General features: G+C 44.0%; 17 protein-coding genes. 14 read left to right on the top strand and 3 right to left on the bottom strand.

The window, feature by feature from the left end:
- The first annotated feature begins 26 nt into the window (after nucleotides 1-26).
- The 10 genes from msbA (at nucleotide 27) to pyrF (ending at nucleotide 9,267) form a co-directional block, all read left to right on the top strand.
- Entirely contained in the window at nucleotides 27-1,775 is a 1,749-nt protein-coding gene (gene msbA, locus L3V35_RS09840) for a lipid A ABC transporter ATP-binding protein/permease MsbA (RefSeq protein WP_054546671.1), read from the top strand.
- A gap of 14 nt (nucleotides 1,776-1,789) precedes the next feature.
- Nucleotides 1,790-2,797 (top strand): tetraacyldisaccharide 4'-kinase, encoded by a 1,008-nt coding sequence (gene lpxK, locus L3V35_RS09835; RefSeq protein WP_146457273.1) that lies wholly within the window; start codon nucleotides 1,790-1,792, stop codon nucleotides 2,795-2,797.
- Nucleotides 2,778-2,957, top strand: coding sequence for a Trm112 family protein (locus L3V35_RS09830; RefSeq protein ID WP_004736429.1), 180 nt, complete (start codon nucleotides 2,778-2,780; stop codon nucleotides 2,955-2,957). The genes lpxK and L3V35_RS09830 overlap by 20 nt, the downstream gene beginning before the upstream one ends.
- Nucleotides 2,957-3,703 (top strand): 3-deoxy-manno-octulosonate cytidylyltransferase, encoded by a 747-nt coding sequence (gene kdsB / locus L3V35_RS09825; RefSeq protein WP_004736427.1) that lies wholly within the window; start codon nucleotides 2,957-2,959, stop codon nucleotides 3,701-3,703. The genes L3V35_RS09830 and kdsB overlap by 1 nt, the downstream gene beginning before the upstream one ends.
- Before the next feature lie 292 nt (nucleotides 3,704-3,995).
- Complete coding sequence (cmk, locus tag L3V35_RS09820; RefSeq protein WP_171314744.1) at nucleotides 3,996-4,676, top strand: (d)CMP kinase; 681 nt, start codon at nucleotides 3,996-3,998, stop codon at nucleotides 4,674-4,676.
- Nucleotides 4,677-4,782: 106 nt separating this feature from the next.
- Nucleotides 4,783-6,453, top strand: a complete 1,671-nt coding sequence (rpsA, locus tag L3V35_RS09815) for a 30S ribosomal protein S1 (protein ID WP_017057038.1) — start codon at nucleotides 4,783-4,785, stop codon at nucleotides 6,451-6,453.
- A gap of 121 nt (nucleotides 6,454-6,574) precedes the next feature.
- Entirely contained in the window at nucleotides 6,575-6,859 is a 285-nt protein-coding gene (gene ihfB / locus L3V35_RS09810; RefSeq protein WP_017073307.1) for an integration host factor subunit beta, read from the top strand.
- A gap of 129 nt (nucleotides 6,860-6,988) precedes the next feature.
- Nucleotides 6,989-7,261 carry a lipopolysaccharide assembly protein LapA domain-containing protein gene (locus L3V35_RS09805; RefSeq protein ID WP_004734544.1) on the top strand — a complete coding sequence of 91 codons (273 nt, stop codon included), beginning with the start codon at nucleotides 6,989-6,991 and terminating at the stop codon, nucleotides 7,259-7,261.
- 12 nt (nucleotides 7,262-7,273) lie between these two features.
- Nucleotides 7,274-8,449 carry a lipopolysaccharide assembly protein LapB gene (gene lapB / locus L3V35_RS09800; RefSeq protein WP_004734543.1) on the top strand — a complete coding sequence of 392 codons (1,176 nt, stop codon included), beginning with the start codon at nucleotides 7,274-7,276 and terminating at the stop codon, nucleotides 8,447-8,449.
- Between the two features lie 122 nt (nucleotides 8,450-8,571).
- Nucleotides 8,572-9,267 (top strand): orotidine-5'-phosphate decarboxylase, encoded by a 696-nt coding sequence (gene pyrF, locus L3V35_RS09795; protein ID WP_146457277.1) that lies wholly within the window; start codon nucleotides 8,572-8,574, stop codon nucleotides 9,265-9,267.
- 126 nt (nucleotides 9,268-9,393) lie between these two features.
- On the opposite strand, the gene miaE is transcribed toward pyrF, so the two are convergent.
- Nucleotides 9,394-10,188, bottom strand: a complete 795-nt coding sequence (gene miaE, locus L3V35_RS09790; RefSeq protein ID WP_012604394.1) for a tRNA isopentenyl-2-thiomethyl-A-37 hydroxylase MiaE — start codon at nucleotides 10,186-10,188, stop codon at nucleotides 9,394-9,396.
- A gap of 101 nt (nucleotides 10,189-10,289) precedes the next feature.
- Nucleotides 10,290-11,054, bottom strand: coding sequence for a hypothetical protein (locus tag L3V35_RS09785; protein WP_004734562.1), 765 nt, complete (start codon nucleotides 11,052-11,054; stop codon nucleotides 10,290-10,292).
- A gap of 322 nt (nucleotides 11,055-11,376) precedes the next feature.
- Between L3V35_RS09785 and cysB the strand changes: the two genes are divergently transcribed.
- Together cysB and L3V35_RS09775 are read left to right on the top strand one after the other, a co-directional pair.
- Nucleotides 11,377-12,351, top strand: coding sequence for an HTH-type transcriptional regulator CysB (gene cysB / locus L3V35_RS09780; RefSeq protein WP_004734561.1), 975 nt, complete (start codon nucleotides 11,377-11,379; stop codon nucleotides 12,349-12,351).
- Nucleotides 12,352-12,520: 169 nt separating this feature from the next.
- Nucleotides 12,521-13,729, top strand: coding sequence for a methyltransferase (locus L3V35_RS09775; RefSeq protein WP_237299498.1), 1,209 nt, complete (start codon nucleotides 12,521-12,523; stop codon nucleotides 13,727-13,729).
- A 174-nt stretch (nucleotides 13,730-13,903) separates the two neighbouring features.
- On the opposite strand, the gene ald is transcribed toward L3V35_RS09775, so the two are convergent.
- Complete coding sequence (gene ald / locus L3V35_RS09770; RefSeq protein WP_017107652.1) at nucleotides 13,904-15,028, bottom strand: alanine dehydrogenase; 1,125 nt, start codon at nucleotides 15,026-15,028, stop codon at nucleotides 13,904-13,906.
- A 156-nt stretch (nucleotides 15,029-15,184) separates the two neighbouring features.
- Here ald and lrp point away from each other — a divergent pair, with 156 nt between their 5' ends.
- Together lrp and L3V35_RS09760 are read left to right on the top strand one after the other, a co-directional pair.
- Nucleotides 15,185-15,679, top strand: a complete 495-nt coding sequence (gene lrp / locus L3V35_RS09765) for a leucine-responsive transcriptional regulator Lrp (RefSeq protein WP_004734558.1) — start codon at nucleotides 15,185-15,187, stop codon at nucleotides 15,677-15,679.
- A 162-nt stretch (nucleotides 15,680-15,841) separates the two neighbouring features.
- Nucleotides 15,842-19,024, top strand: a complete 3,183-nt coding sequence (locus L3V35_RS09760; RefSeq protein ID WP_237299496.1) for a DNA translocase FtsK 4TM domain-containing protein — start codon at nucleotides 15,842-15,844, stop codon at nucleotides 19,022-19,024.
- The last annotated feature ends 24 nt before the right edge of the window (nucleotides 19,025-19,048 follow it).

Genomic DNA, 19,048 nt, shown 5'->3' with positions numbered 1-19,048 from the left:
TTATTGTGAGAAAATTAAGCGATTCTATGTCAACACAAACAGATGAAACTACCTGGGTCACATTTAAAAGACTTTGGACTTATATTCGACTGTATAAGGCCGGCCTTGGTGTTGCGGTTATTGCGCTTATTATAAATGCCGTCTCTGATACCTATATGATTTCCTTACTAAAGCCTTTACTTGATGAAGGCTTTGGTAACGCTGAGTCTGATTTTTTACGCACTCTCCCTATTATTATTTTTGCCATGATGTTCATTCGTGGTGTGAGTGGCTTCGTCTCAACCTACTGCTTGAGTTGGGTCTCTGGCAACGTGGTGATGGAGATTCGTCGTAAAATATTCAGTCACTTTATGCACATGCCGGTATCTTTCTTTGATAAAGAGCAGACGGGCGCACTGCTATCTCGCATTACTTACGATTCAGAACAAGTTTCTGCAGCAACCAGTAAGGCTTTGGTCAGTATTGTGCGTGAAGGTGCCAGCATCATTGGCTTGTTGACGCTGATGTTCTGGAATAGCTGGCAGTTGTCTTTGGTGCTATTTGCTGTCGCCCCTTTTGTTGCGTGGGCAATCAGTATCGTATCTAAGCGATTCAGAAAAATCTCTAAAAACATGCAAACCAGCATGGGTCATGTTGCTTCTTCGGCAGAACAAATGCTGAAAGGCCATAAGGTAGTTCTAACTTACGGTGGTCAAGACTTAGAAAGAGGCCGTTTTGATACGGTTAGCAACCAGATGCGCCAACAAAGTATGAAGCTGGTGACGGCTCAAGCTGCCGCTAACCCAATTATTCAGATGATTGCCTCTATCGCGATTGTTGTTGTTCTTTATCTCGCGAGTGTTGATTCAATTAAAGCTGAGCTAACAGCAGGTACGTTTACCGTTGTGTTCTCCGCGATGTTTGGCTTACTACGCCCCCTGAAAGCCTTAACCAATGTAACGTCTGAATTCCAACGCGGTATGGCAGCGAGTACGACCCTATTTGGTTTGATGGATCTAGATACGGAACAAAATAAAGGTACGTTGAAGCCTGAAACCGTAGCGGGTGAAGTCGAAGTAAAAGATGTGACATTTACTTACCAAGGTGCTGAGAAACCAGCGCTTGATAAGGTCAGTTTTAATATACCGAAAGGCAAGACCGTTGCACTTGTCGGCCGATCAGGTTCGGGCAAGAGTACCATTGCTAATCTGTTTACTCGTTTTTATGACGTAGATTCAGGCTCTATCGAACTTGATGGACATGATATTCGTGATTACGAATTGAGAAATCTACGTGAGCACTTTGCACTTGTTTCTCAAAATGTACACCTGTTTAACGATACGGTAGCCAACAACATTGCTTACGCAGCAGAAGCTAAATATTCTCGCGAACAAATCGAACACGCGGCTAAGCTTGCTCATGCTACTGAATTTATCGAAGGCATGGAAAACGGCATTGATACGATTGTTGGTGAGAATGGGGCAAGCCTATCTGGCGGCCAAAGACAACGTATCGCTATTGCAAGAGCGTTGTTAAGAGAGGCTCCAGTATTGATTCTTGATGAAGCTACATCGGCTTTGGATACTGAATCAGAGAGAGCGATCCAATCTGCGTTAGAAGAGCTGCAAAAGGACAAGACAGTATTGGTTATCGCACACCGACTCTCTACTATTGAACAAGCCGATGAGATCTTAGTGGTTGATGATGGTCGTATTGTAGAAAGAGGTGCACACGCGGAGCTAATTGCGCATGATGGCGCTTATGCGCAACTACACCGAATTCAGTTCAGCGGATAAGATTAGGTCTTGTTGTGATCGAAAAGATTTGGTTTAACAATCATCCGTTAAAATACCTTCTTTGGCCGCTACTGTGGCCATTGAGTCTGCTTTTCAAAATGATCAGCGGTCAAAGACGTGACGCCTATCTATCCGGTAAAAAAGAGACCTACCGTCCGCCCTTACCAGTAATTGTTGTTGGTAATATTACCGCTGGTGGCAATGGTAAAACACCGGTTGTGATTTGGTTAGTTGAGGTGCTTCAAGCTAACGGCTTTAAGCCTGGAGTGGTTTCTCGAGGTTATGGGGCAAAAGCGCCAAGCTACCCGTTAGTATTGGATGAAAACACGCTTGCTGAACACTCTGGCGATGAACCTCGTTTAATTCGAAAGCGAACTGGTGCGCCTGTCGCAGTCGATCCTGTGCGTGCAAACGCCGTAAAGGCTTTGTTGAGCGAAGGGGTTGATGTCATCATCACGGATGATGGCCTTCAGCATTATGCACTTGAACGTGATATTGAATTTGCGGTTATCGACGGTGCTAGACGCTTTGGTAGCGAATGCCCAATTCCTTTAGGCCCGTTAAGAGAGCCTATATCTCGTTTAGATGACGTAGACTTTTTGGTTAACAATGGCGGTAAAGTGCAAGGACGAGAGTTCTCTATGTCTTTGCTACCAAGCCAAGCCGTTAACCTAAAGACCGGTCAGAAAAGGTCTGTGGCAGAATTACAGAAGCTGGTGGCTTTTGCTGGTATTGGCCACCCACCACGCTTTTTTAAAACATTGGAAGATCTTGATGGTGATGTGGTTTTCACACAGGGCTTCGCCGACCATCAAGATTTTGATAAAGATGAACTTCATGCCTTAGCTAAGAAAGGTATGAATCTGATTATGACAGAAAAAGACGCTGTAAAATGCGAAGAATATGCTCAAGATAACTGGTGGTATCTTCCAGTTTCTGCGCAGTTTGATGAAGATTCGCAACAGCAAATTTTAAAAAGAATAAAAGAGGTTATGGAATACTATGGATCACCGTCTACTTGAGATCGTTGCTTGCCCTGTATGTAAAGGTAAACTAACTTTTGACAAGGATAAGCAAGAGCTTGTTTGTAAAATTGATCGCCTTGCTTACCCAATTAAAGAGGGTATTCCTGTTCTTTTAGAACCTGAAGCTCGCACCGTTTCTATGGATGAGGGTAAGTAATGTCTTATACGGTTGTTATACCTGCGAGATACCAATCGAGCCGTTTACCTGGGAAGCCGCTTGCTGACATTGGTGGAAAGCCGATGATTCAATGGGTATACGAACAGTCAATGAAGGCGGGTGCTGATAACGTTATTATCGCTACCGACGACGCTCGAGTTGAAAAAGCGGCTAAAGCATTTGGCGCGACCGTTTGTATGACATCACCGAATCATGAGTCAGGTACTGAACGCCTAGCTGAAGTGATTGAAGTTATGAAGATTCCTGATGATCATATTATCGTGAATGTTCAAGGTGATGAGCCACTTATCCCACCAGCGATCATTAATCAGGTTGCTAACAATCTTGCGAACAGTACAGCTCCGATGGCAACACTCGGTGTGGAAATTACTCATGCTGATGAAGTGTTTAATCCTAACGCCGTAAAAGTTGTGACTGACAAAGATGGGTATGCCCTGTATTTTAGCCGAGCTACTATTCCTTGGGATCGCGATGCTTACGCGAACAACGGTACAGCAGCGGAATCTCCACTGCTTCGTCACATTGGCATCTACGCTTACCGTGCGGGTTTTATCAATACCTACATCAATTGGGAACCAAGTACACTTGAGCGTATTGAGTGCCTAGAGCAGTTACGTGTACTTTGGTATGGTGAAAAAATTCATGTGGCAGTTGCAGAAGAGGCGCCTGCTGCTGGTGTTGATACGCCTGAAGACTTAGAAGCGGTTCGAGCTATTATTGGCTAAGCTTCTTTGAGCTACTTCTTCTTTGCTCTACAAAATGCAAATTCATGAGCCTTGCTAGTTGCGAGGCTTTTTTCTACCTATCGAAAAGTGCGCTATCGAAAAGCGCGTGTGTGTCTTATTGACCTAAGCAAACGGATATTGGGCTGGTTGCATTGGTTTATGCATCATCAACTCGGAATTATCTGAGATTTACCTCGCTCGACTTCCAATTTTTCTCTATAATATGCCGCCTATAAAGTAGTGGCGAATCGCTAGTACAGAATAAAACTTACGACAAAACGTGGAGTAAAAGATGCCTTCTCAAAGCCCAGTGATTACGGTTGATGGACCAAGTGGTGCAGGTAAAGGTACCCTGTGTATGTTGCTAGCAGATAAGCTAGGCTTTCATCTTCTAGACTCAGGCGCGATCTATCGCGTATTGGCTTTAGCGGCAATTCACCATGGTGTGGATACTGAATCAGAAGATGCTTTAGTACCGCTTGCGACACACTTAGACGTGCAGTTTATTGCTGAAGGCGACTTAGTTAAGGTTATCCTAGAAGGTGAAGATGTGTCTGGTGAACTTCGCAAAGAAGAAACCGGCATGGCAGCTTCAAAAGTAGCAGCTTTACCTCGCGTTCGTGAAGCACTGCTTCGTCGTCAACGCGCATTCAGCGCGGCACCTGGTTTGGTTGCTGATGGCCGTGACATGGGAACGGTTGTGTTTCCTGAAGCTGGAGCGAAAATATTTTTAGATGCAAGTGCTGAAGAGCGTGCGAGTCGCCGCCTTAAACAGTTGCAACAGAAGGGGTTAGATGTTAAATTTGACGACCTTTTGAGCGAGATCCAAGAGCGAGACGACCGAGATCGTAATCGTCCAGTGGCGCCACTTCGCCCTGCAGAGGATGCTCTAGTGCTTGATTCCACCTCAATGAATATTGAGCAGGTAGTAGAAAAAGCACTACACTATATTGAATCGAAACTGGCTGGGTAATTTCGCCGAGCTAGTACGAACGTTGGTCGCAAGGATGATGACCGGCGAATTTATCAACCCCATGCGGTAGGATACCCATGGACGTTTAATTATTGAAGATTAAATAATGACTGAATCTTTTGCTCAACTCTTTGAAGAGTTTCTATCTGAAACTGAATTCCAACAAGGCAGCATCGTTAAAGGTACTGTAGTAGCTATCGAGAACGGTTTCGTTCTTGTAGATGCTGGTCTTAAGTCTGAATCTGCTATCCCTGCTGAACAATTCAAGAACGCTGCTGGCGAACTTGAAGTTGAAGTTGGTGCTGAAGTAGACGTAGCTCTAGACGCTGTTGAAGATGGTTTCGGTGAGACTCAACTTTCTCGTGAGAAAGCTAAGCGTCATGAAGCTTGGATCGTACTTGAGAAAGCTTGTGAAGAAGCTGAAACTGTTGTTGGTATCATCAACGGTAAAGTTAAAGGCGGTTTCACTGTTGAACTTAACGGTATCCGTGCTTTCCTTCCTGGTTCTCTAGTAGACGTACGTCCTATCCGTGACACTGCTCACCTAGAAAACAAAGAGCTAGAGTTCAAAGTAATCAAGCTAGACCAGAAGCGTAACAACGTTGTTGTTTCTCGTCGTGCTGTTATCGAATCTGAAAACAGTGTTGAGCGTGACGAACTTCTTGAAACTCTACAAGAAGGTACTGAAGTTAAAGGTATCGTTAAGAACCTTACTGACTACGGTGCATTCGTTGATCTTGGCGGTGTTGACGGTCTTCTACATATCACAGATATGGCTTGGAAGCGTGTTAAGCACCCATCAGAGATCGTTAACGTTGGTGACGAAATCCTAGTTAAAGTTCTTAAGTTCGATCGTGAGCGCACTCGTGTTTCACTAGGTCTTAAGCAACTTGGCGAAGATCCATGGGTAGCAATCGCTAAGCGTTACCCAGAAGGTCACAAACTTTCTGGTCGTGTTACGAACCTAACTGACTACGGCTGCTTCGTTGAAATCGAAGAAGGCGTTGAAGGTCTAGTACACGTTTCTGAAATGGATTGGACTAACAAGAACATCCACCCTTCTAAAGTTGTTAATGTTGGCGACGAAGTTGAGGTTATGGTTCTTGATATCGACGAAGAACGTCGTCGTATCTCTCTAGGTCTGAAACAGTGTAAAGCTAACCCATGGCAGTCATTTGCAGAAATGCAAGCTAAGGGCGACAAAGTTACTGGTAAGATCAAGTCTATCACTGACTTTGGTATCTTCATCGGTCTAGAAGGCGGTATCGACGGTCTTGTACACCTATCTGACATTTCTTGGAACGCTGCCGGCGAAGAAGCTGTACGTGAATACAAGAAAGGCGACGAAATCTCTGCTGTTGTTCTAGCAGTAGATGCAGAGCGTGAGCGTATTTCTCTTGGCGTTAAGCAAATGGAAAACGACCCGTTCAACGCATACGTTGCTGACAACAAGAAAGGTGTTCTTGTAAACGGTACTGTAACTGCAGTTGACGCGAAAGGCGCTACTATCGAGCTAATCGAAGGCGTTGAGGGTTACCTACGCGCTTCTGAAGTTTCTCGTGACCGTATCGAAGATGCATCTCTAATCCTAAGCGTTGGCGACAGCGTTGAAGCGAAGTTCACTGGTGTAGACCGTAAGAACCGCGTAATCAACCTATCTATCAAAGCTAAAGATGAAGCTGATGAGCAAGAAGCAATGGCTTCACTGAACAAGTCTGATGAAGGCGCGTTCGGTAACGCAATGGCAGACGCATTCAAAGCTGCTAAAGGCGAATAATAGCTTCTCATTAAGAGAATTATAGCTATATAGCCAAGAAAGGAGCCGCAAGGCTCCTTTTTTTTTGCTTATTTTTCCGATAGGTCTATAATTTCTAAAAAGAAAACCAACGAGGGTAACTATGACTAAGTCTGAATTGATTGAAAGACTGTGCGCTGAGCAAACGCACCTTTCTGCAAAAGAAATTGAAGACGCTGTAAAAGACATTTTAGAGCACATGGCTTCAACACTAGAAAGTGGTGATCGAATCGAAATTCGCGGTTTTGGCAGTTTTTCTCTGCATTTCCGTGAACCTCGTGTTGGACGTAATCCTAAAACTGGTGACAAGGTTGAGTTGGAAGGCAAATACGTTCCTCACTTTAAACCAGGTAAAGAGCTACGCGAACGAGTAAACTCAGGACTGTAGACTACTTATCGGAATTAAGAAAAGCGGCATACTATAATGTATGCCGCTTTTTTATGACCATAATATGGTGGTCTGATTAGTAATTTTCCTGCATAATCGTACAGCTAACTAACCAATGAGTGATGAACTATGAAAATTATAAAAATAGTCGCCGTTATCGCACTTTTCCTAATTGCACTGGCTTTAGGCTCTCAAAACCAAACAAGTGTGAATTTCAACTATCTGCTAGCGCAAGGTGATTTCCACCTATCAAGCTTATTAGGTGTTGTCTTTGTTTCAGGTTTTGGTCTTGCTTGGTTAGTCTTCGGCAATATGCACATGCGATCTCAACTGAGAATTCATCGTTTGAAGAAACAACTCAATAAGCAATCAAAGCAGGTAGCTGCTGATACCAAAGCTTAAAGGTCTTATTTGATGTTAGAGTTACTGTTCTTGCTCTTACCTATTGCCGCCGCTTACGGTTGGTATATGGGTAATCGTAATGCTCAGCAAGAAAAACAGAAACAATCACACCAGATTTCCCGTCAATACGTGACGGGTTTGAACCTATTACTGTCAGATCAGTCTGACAAAGCGGTTGATCACTTCATTGAACTCCTTCAAGTCGACAATGAAACCATCGATACTCACTTAGCTTTGGGCAACTTGTTCCGCTCTAGAGGTGAAGTCGACCGTGCTATTCGTATCCACCAAAATCTTATCTCCCGTTCGGGGCTTACTCTCGATCAGAAAAACCTCGCACTACAACAATTAGCTAAAGATTATATGGTCTCTGGCTTTCTTGACCGCGCCGAAAAAATCTTTGAACAGCTTGTAGAAGAACCCGATCACAAAGAGGGTGCTCTACAGCAGTTGGTTGCTATTTATCAGCAAACTCGAGAGTGGAACAAGGCTATTCATTACGGAAATATCCTAGTTAAGCTCGGCAAGAAGAAAATGAAGATGCGCGCGACTGTTGCACATTTCTGGTGTGAACTTGCGATGCAAGAGCAAGCCGATGGTAATCGCTCTAAAGCGCTTCAGCATTTCAAAAAGGCACTTTCTGAAGACCCTAAATGTGTTCGTGCTAGCATTGCTCTAGGCAAGTTCCACTTAGCGAACGAAGACTACCAAAAGACAATCGATTGTTTGGAGTCGGTACTCGAGCAAGATATCGACTTTATTAGTGAGGTGTTGCCAACCCTTGCTGAGTGTTACCACAAGCTTGGGCAAGAGGCTCAATTGGTCGAGTTCCTTAAAGCTTGTATTCAGAATAAAGCTGGTGTATCCGCTGAACTGATGCTCGCTCAATTGGTTGCTCACCATGAAGATGTTGGTTCTGCTCAAGAGCTACTAACAAAGCAGCTAGTCAAAAATCCAACCATGAAGGGTTTTTATCGATTAATCGATTATCACCTAGCGGAAGCAGAAGAAGGTCGTGCGAAAGACAGCTTAACCACACTTCAATCTATGGTTGGTGAACAACTTAAGGTTAAGCCTCATTATCGTTGTCGTCAGTGTGGTTTCTCAACACACTCAATGTATTGGCACTGCCCTTCATGTAAGGGGTGGGGAACGATCAAGCCTATTCGTGGGCTTGATGGTGAATAGATTTGTGGTCATTTTAAGACCAAATTATTAATTGCAGCTTTCGGGCTGCATTTTTATGACTGTTATTTATGGCCTGATTGGTATAAATATTTTGTAGAAAGTTAACTGCGTTAGGAGATGAAATGAACGACCAAAAAATCATTGTAGCATTGGATTATGATAACCAAGCGGATGCGTTAGCCTTTGTTGATCGTATTGACCCAGCATCTTGCCGTCTAAAAGTGGGCAAAGAGATGTTTACCTTGTTTGGTCCTGAATTTGTTCGTGAATTGCATAAACGTGGTTTCTCAGTATTTTTGGATCTTAAATTCCACGACATCCCAAACACATGTTCAAAAGCTGTGAGAGCTGCCGCAGAACTAGGCGTTTGGATGGTGAACGTACATGCAAGTGGTGGTGAGCGCATGATGACGGCGTCTCGCGAAATTTTGGAACCGTATGGTAAAGATCGTCCATTGCTAATTGGCGTGACAGTACTGACCAGTATGGAGCAATCTGACTTGGCGGGTATTGGTTTGGATCTTGAGCCACAGCAGCAGGTGATGCGCTTGGCATCTCTGACTAAAAACTCTGGTTTAGACGGCGTTGTATGTTCGGCACAAGAGGCTTCTTTACTGAAAGGTGCACTTGGCCAAGAATTCAAGCTAGTAACTCCTGGTATTCGTCCTGTAGGTACTGATGTTGGTGACCAGAAGAGAATCATGACGCCTTCTAAAGCGATTGAGTCAGGTTCTGACTACCTTGTTATCGGTCGCCCTATCACTCAAGCGATAGACCCTGCCGCTGTACTTGCAGAGATCAACGGTACGCTAGCTTAGGTTTGCATCAGAAAGCTATGCGAATAAGAAGGCCAGCAAATTGCTGGCCTTCTTATTTGTGTTCGAGGCCTTTTCATTTGTGTATGAGGCATTGAATTGGTCTGGACTTGAGTTATCTTGCCTAGTCTAAACCGGAGCGCCACTATGGAACTTAAAATCGCTGTCTTCTGAAGTAATAAGTTCCGCTTCTACTTGCGCGAAATGAGCAATACGCTCTGAGATATCTTTCCCTGCGATCTGCTCTGCTAACTCAAGGTAATCTTGGTAATGACGAGCCTCTGAGCGAAGCAGAGACACGTAAAACTTCTCCATATCTTCTTCCAAGAATGGAGCTAATTTAGCGAAACGCTCACAAGAGCGAGCTTCGATAAAAGCACCGATGATGAGCTTATCAACTAGAGCATCGGGTTCGTAAGTTTTGACTTGCTTGATTAAACCCTTAGCGTAGCGACCCGCTTCAATCGGTTGGTAAGTGACGCCTTTCTTTACCATCAATTCCATGACTTGGTAGAAATGATGCAGCTCTTCTTTGATCAGCAATACCATTTTATCGATCAGGTCAGCGCCGTAATTACAGCCTTCTTTCGCTGTAATTTGCTTTGATACGTTGCTTTTACCACGCAGAGACTCTAAGTCTCCGATACGACGGTAAGCAAATTGCTCGTAGGGCAAAATCCATTCATTCAGTTGTTTTGCGCTTTCTTTATCAACTGCGTACTTGCGAATAAGGAACAAAGCACTCTGTGCCGCCTTAAGTTCACAAAGCATGTGATCGCGTAGAATGATGTGAAGGTTTTCAGGCTTTTTGGCTTCATCGATCCATGAATCTGGCGTTTCAGCTTTAAGAAAAGAGTGGATTGGAGCTAATAATTCTTGATACATGGTCAGGGCAAGTTTGTTGATAATGCGGGATTTTATCACAGCTCAAGAGATCTCCCTATACAGAGAAAGGAAATTCAACAGGTACAAAAAAGGCCGCTAATTTAATGTAAATAGCAGCCTTTAAGTATTGCGTTAGACAGTTACCATTTCTTCTTCTGACCGAAGAGGGCATCCATGTCTTCGTCACGCTCTTTAGATTCGATCTGTTGTAAATCTTGCGCGTTTTTATCTTGGCGCTTCTGATCAAGATCGTTAAGCATCTGCTGAAGCTTTTCTTTCGCTTGAGTAGAGTATGAATCGTTCTTAGTTGCTAATGCGTCGATACCTTTACGCAGTAACTGAATTGCTGTGCCTGGTTGTCCTCGAGAAATCGAGTCGTTTGCACGCTTGATAACATTTTCGATGTTGATACGAATTTGAATCGTCTCTAAACGAGCGTTTTCAACAACATAAGCTTGAGTCTCGAAGCGGCCTTTATTGTGCTCGTTACGGACCGTATCACGTAGGCGCTTAACTAGCTTCAGCATCATGATCGCTTGTTTGTCACTGCTTGGAACGCGGAAGGTAGTACTTTCACCACCTTGGTAGTTCTCTTTAAGCTGAGTGATTTGTTGTTTTACGCTTTCAATACGTTGGGCAAGCTGCTTGTTTTTGGGATCGAGCTGATACATGTTTTCTAACGCATCAAGAATTCGATTGTTTAAGCATATAAGAAGATCTTGGCTAAACGGCATGTGATGAGCATTGCCAATCAACTCTTCTGTTCCGTCAATAATGGTTAGATAACGAGAAGCTTCCTGTTTCTTCGCTGTTTCTACCTTAACTTTGTATTGAAGCATGATGTTGTAGCCTAAAACCAACACCAAAAGAACGGCGACTAAGGCGATTATTAAACCAATATTCATATATTTGTGTCTGCTTGTTGTTTTCTATAGCTAACTTGAGAGGATACACGATTCCATTGTGTATCGGCACTCGTAAATTGCAATTTCTGATTATCTCTTGTTGAGCACAATCGGCAATCAAAACTTACCAACTAATGTATGAGAATGAGGTGTGGGTTGCAAAGCGTTAGTGATGTTTTTGTTTGTTAAGCTAGAAAAACTCATTATTTCTGTCATTTTGGTTCTCGAAGCGTTATAACTATTAATTATATTACACGAGACTATAAAGCTCTATTTGCAAATAAGTTAGCGCAGAAATGAGTAAAGGATTACGAGGTTAGATATGAAGTTACAGCAACTGAAGTACATTGTTGAGGTTCTAAACCATAACCTAAATGTTTCAGCGACAGCAGAGAGTTTGTATACATCTCAGCCCGGCATTAGTAAGCAAGTTAGGTTACTTGAAGACGAGCTAGGCATTCAGATTTTTGAACGTAGCGGTAAGCATTTAACCCAGGTTACACAAGCCGGTGAGGATATTATTCGTATCTCTCAAGAGATTTTAGCACGTGTAGAGAGTATTAAAGCAGTAGCGGGTGAGCATACTCATCCTGAGATGGGCACATTGAATATTTCAACCACTCATACTCAAGCTCGTTATGCGCTCCCTGATGTGATTAAAGGTTTCACGGCACGTTATCCAAAAGTGTCGCTTCACATGCACCAAGGTACACCAAGCCAGATGTCAGAAGCGGTCGCTAAAGGGACTGCGAACTTTGCGATTGCAACGGAAGCGCTGCACCTTTATCAAGATGCAATTATGCTGCCTTGTTATCACTGGAACCGTTCAATCGTTGTAACTAAAGATCATCCTCTTGCGCAAAAACGAACTATCTCGATTGAAGATCTTGCTGCTTATTCTCTCGTGACTTATGTATTTGGTTTTACTGGCCGTTCTGAGCTTGATACTGCATTCAACAAAGTAGGATTAACACCTCGAGTTGTGTTTACCGCAACGGATGCAGACGTAATTAAAACTTATGTTCGTATGGGGATCGGAGTTGGTGTAATCGCAAGTATGGCGATTGACCACGAGCAAGATACAGATTTGGTTGCTATTGATGCGAGTCACCTATTTGGTGCTAGCACCACAAGCATTGGCTTTAGAAAAGGCACTTTCCTGCGTTCTTACATGTTTGATTTTATGGAGCGTTTTGCACCACACCTAACTCGTCCTGTGGTTGAACAAGCTATTTCTTTGAAATCGAATGAAGAAATCGAAGAGATGTTTAAAGATATCGACCTACCTGTTCGCTAAGGGTCATAGTCTTACCTAGATTCCTAATTCGGCCTGTTTACAGGCCGTTTTCATTTAAGCTCATTTGTGGTTTGCTTGCTGGTAGGTTGTCTTTATACAACCTCAATTTGTAACCTTCCTTTCCATTTTAGCCTCTTACCCCTACAATCCTCGCATCATAGGGGGAAGCATGCATTCACGATTTAAAATACTCGATTCATTTTTGCTAGAGCACCAGATTTACTGGCGTTCGGAGCCTTTTCATCTATGCCAAACTCACCATCAACCATGGAAAGATGTGAATCGTCCACTTGTTGATTGGTTAGAAGGTTTGAGTATTGAGCGCATTCAAACGTTAAAAGAGCAGCCACCGCTTTTGGTCGAGGAACTGACTCGCTTCCTCCCTCGATTAGATGCTGCTAACCAAAATATCCAGTTTGATAATACGGCTTTGATTGGATTAGACCTCCCACGTGGTACTGCTGATGGTATTCCCGGCAGAAAGCTGCAACAAATCGTGGCGATGGGAGAGGCTTCATTAGATCACCATCACGGTAAAGAGTGGCTTGAATGGTGCTCTGGCAAAGGCTTTCTCGGTCGAATCTTATCTCAGCAGTCAGATCAAAAGGTCACTAGCTTTGAGTGGCAACAGTCACTGTGTGAAAGCGGGCAAAAGATTGCAGATGCACAACATCTAGATATGAGCTTTGTTCAAGGTGACGCGTTTTCAAAAGATGCAGATCGGGTGTTTAACTCAAATCAACATGCTGTTGCTCTTCATGCTTGTGGCGATCTTCATGTTGAACTAGTGAAGAAATCTGTTTCACATGGGCTTCCTGCAGTGACCATTTCTCCTTGCTGCTACCATCTTATTCGCGATGAAAGCTACCAAGCGATGTCATCCGTTGCGAAAAACTCCGCATTAACGTTGAGCAAGAGCGATTTAAGAATCCCGCTTCAAGAAACCGTCACCGGTGGTGAAAGGGTCAAGAGACACCGTCAGTTAGAAATGAGTTACCGTTTGGGTTTTAGCAAGTTGCTTAAGGCTGAACTTGGTGTCGACGAGTACATGCCTGTACCAAGCATCAAGAAATCAGAGCTATCCGAAGGCTTTGAATCATTTTGTTGCTGGGCATCTGAAGTGAAAGAGCTATCGCTTGGTTCAGATATTGATTTTGACTCTTATTTGGTTCAGGGCGAAGCGCTTTTCTGGGAAATGGAGAAGTTGAGCTTAGTACAACAAGTCTTTAGACGCCCATTGGAGATATGGTTGGCCTTAGATCGTGTCATCTATCTGCAAGAACAAGGCTATGAAGCTTCGATTGAAGAGTTCTGTGAACGCAGTATTACGCCAAGAAACCTATTGATTCATGGGGTTAAAGTCGAGCGTTATCAGTAAACAGAACTGTGCGTGTTTTACGATCTAAACTCATAAACTCATAAACGCAAAGCAAAGTCATAAATGTAAAAAAGCCAGCGCGACATAATGTCGTACTGGCTTTTTGTTTAATGCGTATGAGTTAACTGAACGCTTCAACGAGAAGGTTATTGCGTTCAGTTAGCCATTACATCATTAGTTAAACATCGCGATTGCTTCTGCAGGCGCTACGTATTCTAGGTCAAAGCTTTCAGCAACTTCTTTACAAGTCACTTTACCGTGAATAACGTTAAGACCTTCTAGGAAGCCTTCATCAGATAGAAGTGCTTCGCGGTAGCCTTTGTTCGCTAGCTTAACAATGTAAGGAAGTGTTGCATTGTTTAGTGCGTAAGTTGAAGTACGAGCAACGGCACCTGGCATGTTAGCAACACAGTAGTGAACTACGTCATCAACAATGTAAGTTGGATCTGCGTGAGTGGTTGCGTGTGAAGTTTCGAAACAACCACCTTGGTCGATCGCAACGTCAACAACTGCTGAGCCTGGCTTCATTTTCGCAATGTGATCTTTTGTAACAAGTTTAGGCGCTGCTGCACCTGGGATCAGTACTGCACCAATCACTAGGTCTGCTTCTAGAACATGCTTCTCGATAGCGTCTTCAGTAGAATAAACCACTTTTGCGCGACCTTGGAATTCTTCATCAAGACGACGAAGCGTATCTACGTTGCGATCAAGAATGGTTACGTCTGCGCGAAGGCCAACAGCCATACGTGCTGCGTTAGCACCCACAACACCGCCGCCAACAACAACAACTTTCGCTGGTTCAACACCAGGAACGCCGCCAAGAAGAAGGCCACAACCACCGTTAGATTTTTCTAGTGTTTGTGCACCTGCTTGAATAGACATGCGACCAGCGACTTCAGACATTGGTGCTAATAGTGGCAAGCGACCCATATTATCTGTTACAGTCTCATAGGCTACGCAGACAGCTTTGCTCTTGATTAGCTCTTCCGTTTGTGGAAAATCTGGTGCAAGGTGTAAATAGGTAAATAATATTTGCCCTTCACGAAGCATAGCTCGCTCGACAGCTTGAGGTTCTTTAACCTTTACAATCATCTCTGCTTTCGCGAAAACGTCAGCAGCAGTAGGAAGAATGGATGCGCCTACAGCGATGTAATCATCGTCTGAAAAACCGATACCAGTACCGGCATTGGTTTCAACAAAAACTTGGTGGCTATGTGAGATTAGTTCTCTCACGCTAGCTGGGGTCATACCAACGCGGTATTCGTGGTTCTTGATTTCCTTCGGTACGCCAATGATCATCCTGACTCCTCATTATATTATGGTTGTTTTATCTATGTGTAGGGTAATTCTGTCGAATTAATATCTAGTATAGATAGGTTCAGATAGAATTTGATACCGAATATTAAAAAGTTGTAGTATATTTTTTTGCAAGGAAGTAATAAGGTGGAATAAAAAATGGCAGACAATTATAAGAAGCCGTCCAAGGAACTAGATCGTATTGACCGCAACATTCTTAATGAGTTGCAAAAAGACGGTCGTATCTCAAACGTTGAACTCTCAAAACGAGTAGGACTTTCTCCCACTCCATGTCTTGAGCGTGTTCGTCGTTTAGAACGTCAAGGTTACATTACTGGGTACACAGCGTTGCTGAACCCACAGTATCTTGATGCTTCACTTTTAGTGTTTGTTGAAATTACGTTGAACCGTGGTGCTCCAGATGTGTTCGAACAATTCAACACCGCTGTGCAGAAACTGGATGACATCCAAGAGTGTCATTTAGTGTCGGGTGATTTTGACTATCTTCTAAAAACACGTGTATCGGATATGGGTGCTTACCGTAAGCTACTGGGTGATACGTTACTTCGTCTACCGGGCGTAAACGACACTCGAACTTACGTTGTAATGGAAGAAGTGAAACAAACTAATCAACTTGTGATTAAAACTCGTTAGTCACAATTGGTGAAATGAAAGAAAGCGGACATTTGTTCCGCTTTCTTGCTTTCTGGAATTGGGTTTTTCTGTTTGATATGGTTAAATCAACAGTAGTTTCATTGAAACGGGCGGCTTTGGTCGCTCGAGATGTTTTATTCCGTTTAATTATTAAGTTGGTTTATGTTCAAGCAGAGCAGTAATAAAGTAGAAACAATCATTAAAACGAGTGAAGAGCCTCAGTCTCCTCGTTTGAATGGTTCTCAACGTCTAAAAGAGTGCAGCCTGATTATGGGTGTTCTCTTCTCTATTCTACTTGCCGTTGCGTTATTAACTTTTAGTCCTGCAGACCCATCATGGTCGCAAACGGCGTGGGGTGGTGACATTCAAAATGCGGGTGGCTACCTAGGTGCATGGTTGGCGGATACGCTTTTCTTTGTGTTTGGTTCTTTGGCTTACCCTTTACCTATCTTGGTAACGGTTGCTGCGTGGGTATTATTCCGTAAACGTAATGAAGACGAGCAGATCGATTTCATGCTGTGGGGTACTCGCTTACTTGGCCTTACGGTCCTTATTCTTACTAGTTGCGGTCTAGCCGATATCAACTTTGACGACATTTGGTACTTTTCGTCAGGTGGCGTCGTGGGTGACGTACTAACAAGCCTTGCGCTTCCCACGTTAAATGTTCTCGGTAGTACGCTAGTTCTTCTTTTCTTATGGGGAGCTGGCTTGACGCTATTAACCGGAATTTCTTGGTTAAGTATTGTGGAATGGCTAGGCGAATGTGCCATTAAATTTTTTACATCTGCTGTTAATAAGGCTCGTGGCCAAGATCAAGAGCTACTTGAGCCTGAATTGAAAGAATCGACAGACAGAGATTCTCTAACGGAACGTCATCAAAAGCCGACTTTCCGTGATGTCCCTGCGTTAGAAGATAATCTTATCGAAGGTAAGGCTATAGAAGGGTATAAAGAAGCAGAACAAGATCAGCTCGACCCTGCGATGAGCTTCTCTGCGACCAACGACTCTTCAGACACTAGCGTCAATGCGTTGGACAACAGTGCAACGTCGAAGCGTCATTACAATATCCATATGCCAGTAGAGGCTCCAGCTAAGCCAGAGGTTTCTACTTATGAAGCACCGCAAGTTCAACCTGAAATTCAACCAGAGCAACCTATCTCTGTCGCTCCAGTTTACCACGCGCCAGAAGAACCTTTAGAAGAAGGTATTGAGCGCTCGAAGCAGTTGAATGCGACGATAGAGCAGCTAGAAAATGCCGCTATGTATGAAGATGATCTTGCTGAGCAAGAACAGACTGATGCTCACGAATCTCAGGCTGCGTACCAACAATACATGCAGAACGAACAACCAGAAGTTATCCCTACTGATATTGGCCTTGAAAGTGCTGATTCAGCAGTCGATAGCACTTTAGAAGTTGATCGCACTCCAGAAGTTGAGAGCGAATTCGATACGGAAGATGTTCAACCTGAATCGTTATACGCTTCGCCAATGGGCGAACTAGAAGAAGCCAGTGAAAACGATTTCTCAGTACAAGCATCACCGTTTGATGTGGCTGAAGAACAAAGTTATGAACAGCCTTCAGAGTTCGAGTCTGTATCGACTGAAGAAGATAATGCAGAGCAACCTGAGTCTTTAGTTAATCAACAAAATAATTCAGAATACGAGCAATCAAACGAACAAACTCAAGAGCCAACGGTTGATCTTCCTTGGGAACAAGTCATCGAAGAAGAGCCTCAGCACGAAGATCAAGATGTAGCAGCCTTCCAAAGCCTTGTCTCTGAAGCACAAGCGAACATGGCAGCGACACAAAACCCGTTCCTGGTACAGCAAGATGTTAACTTACCGAAACCGGCCGAACCATTGCCAACGCTTGAGTTGTTGTTCCACCCTGAAAAACGCGAAACCTTTATTGACCGCGATGCGCTAGAGGCGATCGCTCGTCTTGTTGAATCGAAGCTAGCGGACTACAAGATTAAAGCTGATGTGGTTGATATCTTCCCTGGTCCTGTCATCACTCGATTCGAACTCGATCTGGCTCCGGGCGTCAAAGTAAGCCGTATTTCTGGCCTTTCTATGGACTTAGCTCGTTCGCTTTCTGCATTGGCAGTGCGTGTCGTCGAGGTAATACCGGGTAAACCTTACGTCGGTTTAGAATTGCCGAACATGAGCCGTCAAACCGTATTCTTCTCCGATGTGGTGGGTAGCCCTCAGTTCCAAGAAGCGAAGTCCCCAACGACCGTTGTTCTAGGGCAAGATATTGCTGGTGAAGCGGTTATTGCTGACCTATCGAAGATGCCACATGTTCTGGTTGCAGGTACAACCGGTTCTGGTAAGTCTGTCGGTGTAAACGTGATGATATTGAGTATGCTTTACAAGGCATCACCAGAAGATGTTCGCTTCATCATGATCGACCCGAAAATGTTGGAATTATCTATCTATGAAGGTATTCCACATCTGTTGTCTGAAGTTGTGACTGACATGAAAGATGCGTCTAACGCCCTTCGTTGGTGTGTAGGTGAAATGGAACGTCGTTACAAACTGATGTCGGCTCTAGGTGTTCGTAACATCAAAGGCTACAACGACAAATTGAAGATGGCCGCGGAAGCGGGTCACCCAATCCATGACCCACTATGGAAGCCGGGCGACAGCATGGACCCTGAAGCACCATTGTTGGAAAAACTGCCTTATATTGTGGTTGTCGTCGATGAATTCGCTGATTTAATTATGGTAGTCGGTAAGAAAGTGGAAGAACTGATTGCACGTTTGGCGCAGAAAGCGCGTGCGGCTGGTGTTCACTTGATCTTAGCCACTCAGCGTCCTTCGGTGGATGTTATTACTGGTCTTATTAAAGCAAACATCCCAACACGTGTTGCCTTTACGGTATCAACCAAAACGGATTCAAGAACTATTCTTGATCAAGGTGGTGCAGAATCATTATTGGGTATGGGTGATATGTTGTACTTACCACCGGGTTCAAGCCACACAACTCGTGTACACGGTGCGTTTGCATCTGATGATGATGTACACGCGGTAGTGAACAACTGGAAAGCACGCGGTAAGCCAAACTATATTGAAGAGATTACGAACGGCGACCAAACCCCGGAAACACTGTTACCGGGTGAGAAGATGGAAGGCGATGAAGAAGTCGATCCACTGTTTGATCAAGTGGTAGAACACGTTGTCCATTCACGTCGTGGTTCAGTTTCTGGCGTGCAACGTCGATTCAAGATTGGCTACAACCGCGCGGCACGAATTGTTGAGCAGCTTGAAGCTCAAGGCATTGTGAGTACTCCGGGCCATAACGGTAACCGTGAAGTCTTAGCGCCAGCGCCACCAAAAGATTAGTTCCATTCGGAACTCATAACTATT

The sequence above is a fragment of the Vibrio sp. L5-1 genome, assembly GCF_021728315.1.
Classification (GTDB): Bacteria; Pseudomonadota; Gammaproteobacteria; order Enterobacterales; family Vibrionaceae; genus Vibrio; species Vibrio splendidus_K.
The sequence above is the reverse complement of the archived record's forward strand: the minus strand, read 5'-3'. Positions and strand labels throughout refer to the sequence as shown.

Coding starts and splice junctions, on each gene's coding strand:
- msbA (WP_054546671.1), top strand. CDS start 27: ATGTCAACACAAACAGATGAAACTACCTGGGTCACATTTAAAAGACTT.
- L3V35_RS09830 (WP_004736429.1), top strand. CDS start 2,778: ATGGATCACCGTCTACTTGAGATCGTTGCTTGCCCTGTATGTAAAGGT.
- kdsB (WP_004736427.1), top strand. CDS start 2,957: ATGTCTTATACGGTTGTTATACCTGCGAGATACCAATCGAGCCGTTTA.
- cmk (WP_171314744.1), top strand. CDS start 3,996: ATGCCTTCTCAAAGCCCAGTGATTACGGTTGATGGACCAAGTGGTGCA.
- rpsA (WP_017057038.1), top strand. CDS start 4,783: ATGACTGAATCTTTTGCTCAACTCTTTGAAGAGTTTCTATCTGAAACT.
- ihfB (WP_017073307.1), top strand. CDS start 6,575: ATGACTAAGTCTGAATTGATTGAAAGACTGTGCGCTGAGCAAACGCAC.
- L3V35_RS09805 (WP_004734544.1), top strand. CDS start 6,989: ATGAAAATTATAAAAATAGTCGCCGTTATCGCACTTTTCCTAATTGCA.
- lapB (WP_004734543.1), top strand. CDS start 7,274: ATGTTAGAGTTACTGTTCTTGCTCTTACCTATTGCCGCCGCTTACGGT.
- pyrF (WP_146457277.1), top strand. CDS start 8,572: ATGAACGACCAAAAAATCATTGTAGCATTGGATTATGATAACCAAGCG.
- L3V35_RS09785 (WP_004734562.1), bottom strand. CDS start 11,054: ATGAATATTGGTTTAATAATCGCCTTAGTCGCCGTTCTTTTGGTGTTG.
- cysB (WP_004734561.1), top strand. CDS start 11,377: ATGAAGTTACAGCAACTGAAGTACATTGTTGAGGTTCTAAACCATAAC.
- L3V35_RS09775 (WP_237299498.1), top strand. CDS start 12,521: ATGCATTCACGATTTAAAATACTCGATTCATTTTTGCTAGAGCACCAG.
- ald (WP_017107652.1), bottom strand. CDS start 15,028: ATGATCATTGGCGTACCGAAGGAAATCAAGAACCACGAATACCGCGTT.
- lrp (WP_004734558.1), top strand. CDS start 15,185: ATGGCAGACAATTATAAGAAGCCGTCCAAGGAACTAGATCGTATTGAC.
- L3V35_RS09760 (WP_237299496.1), top strand. CDS start 15,842: ATGTTCAAGCAGAGCAGTAATAAAGTAGAAACAATCATTAAAACGAGT.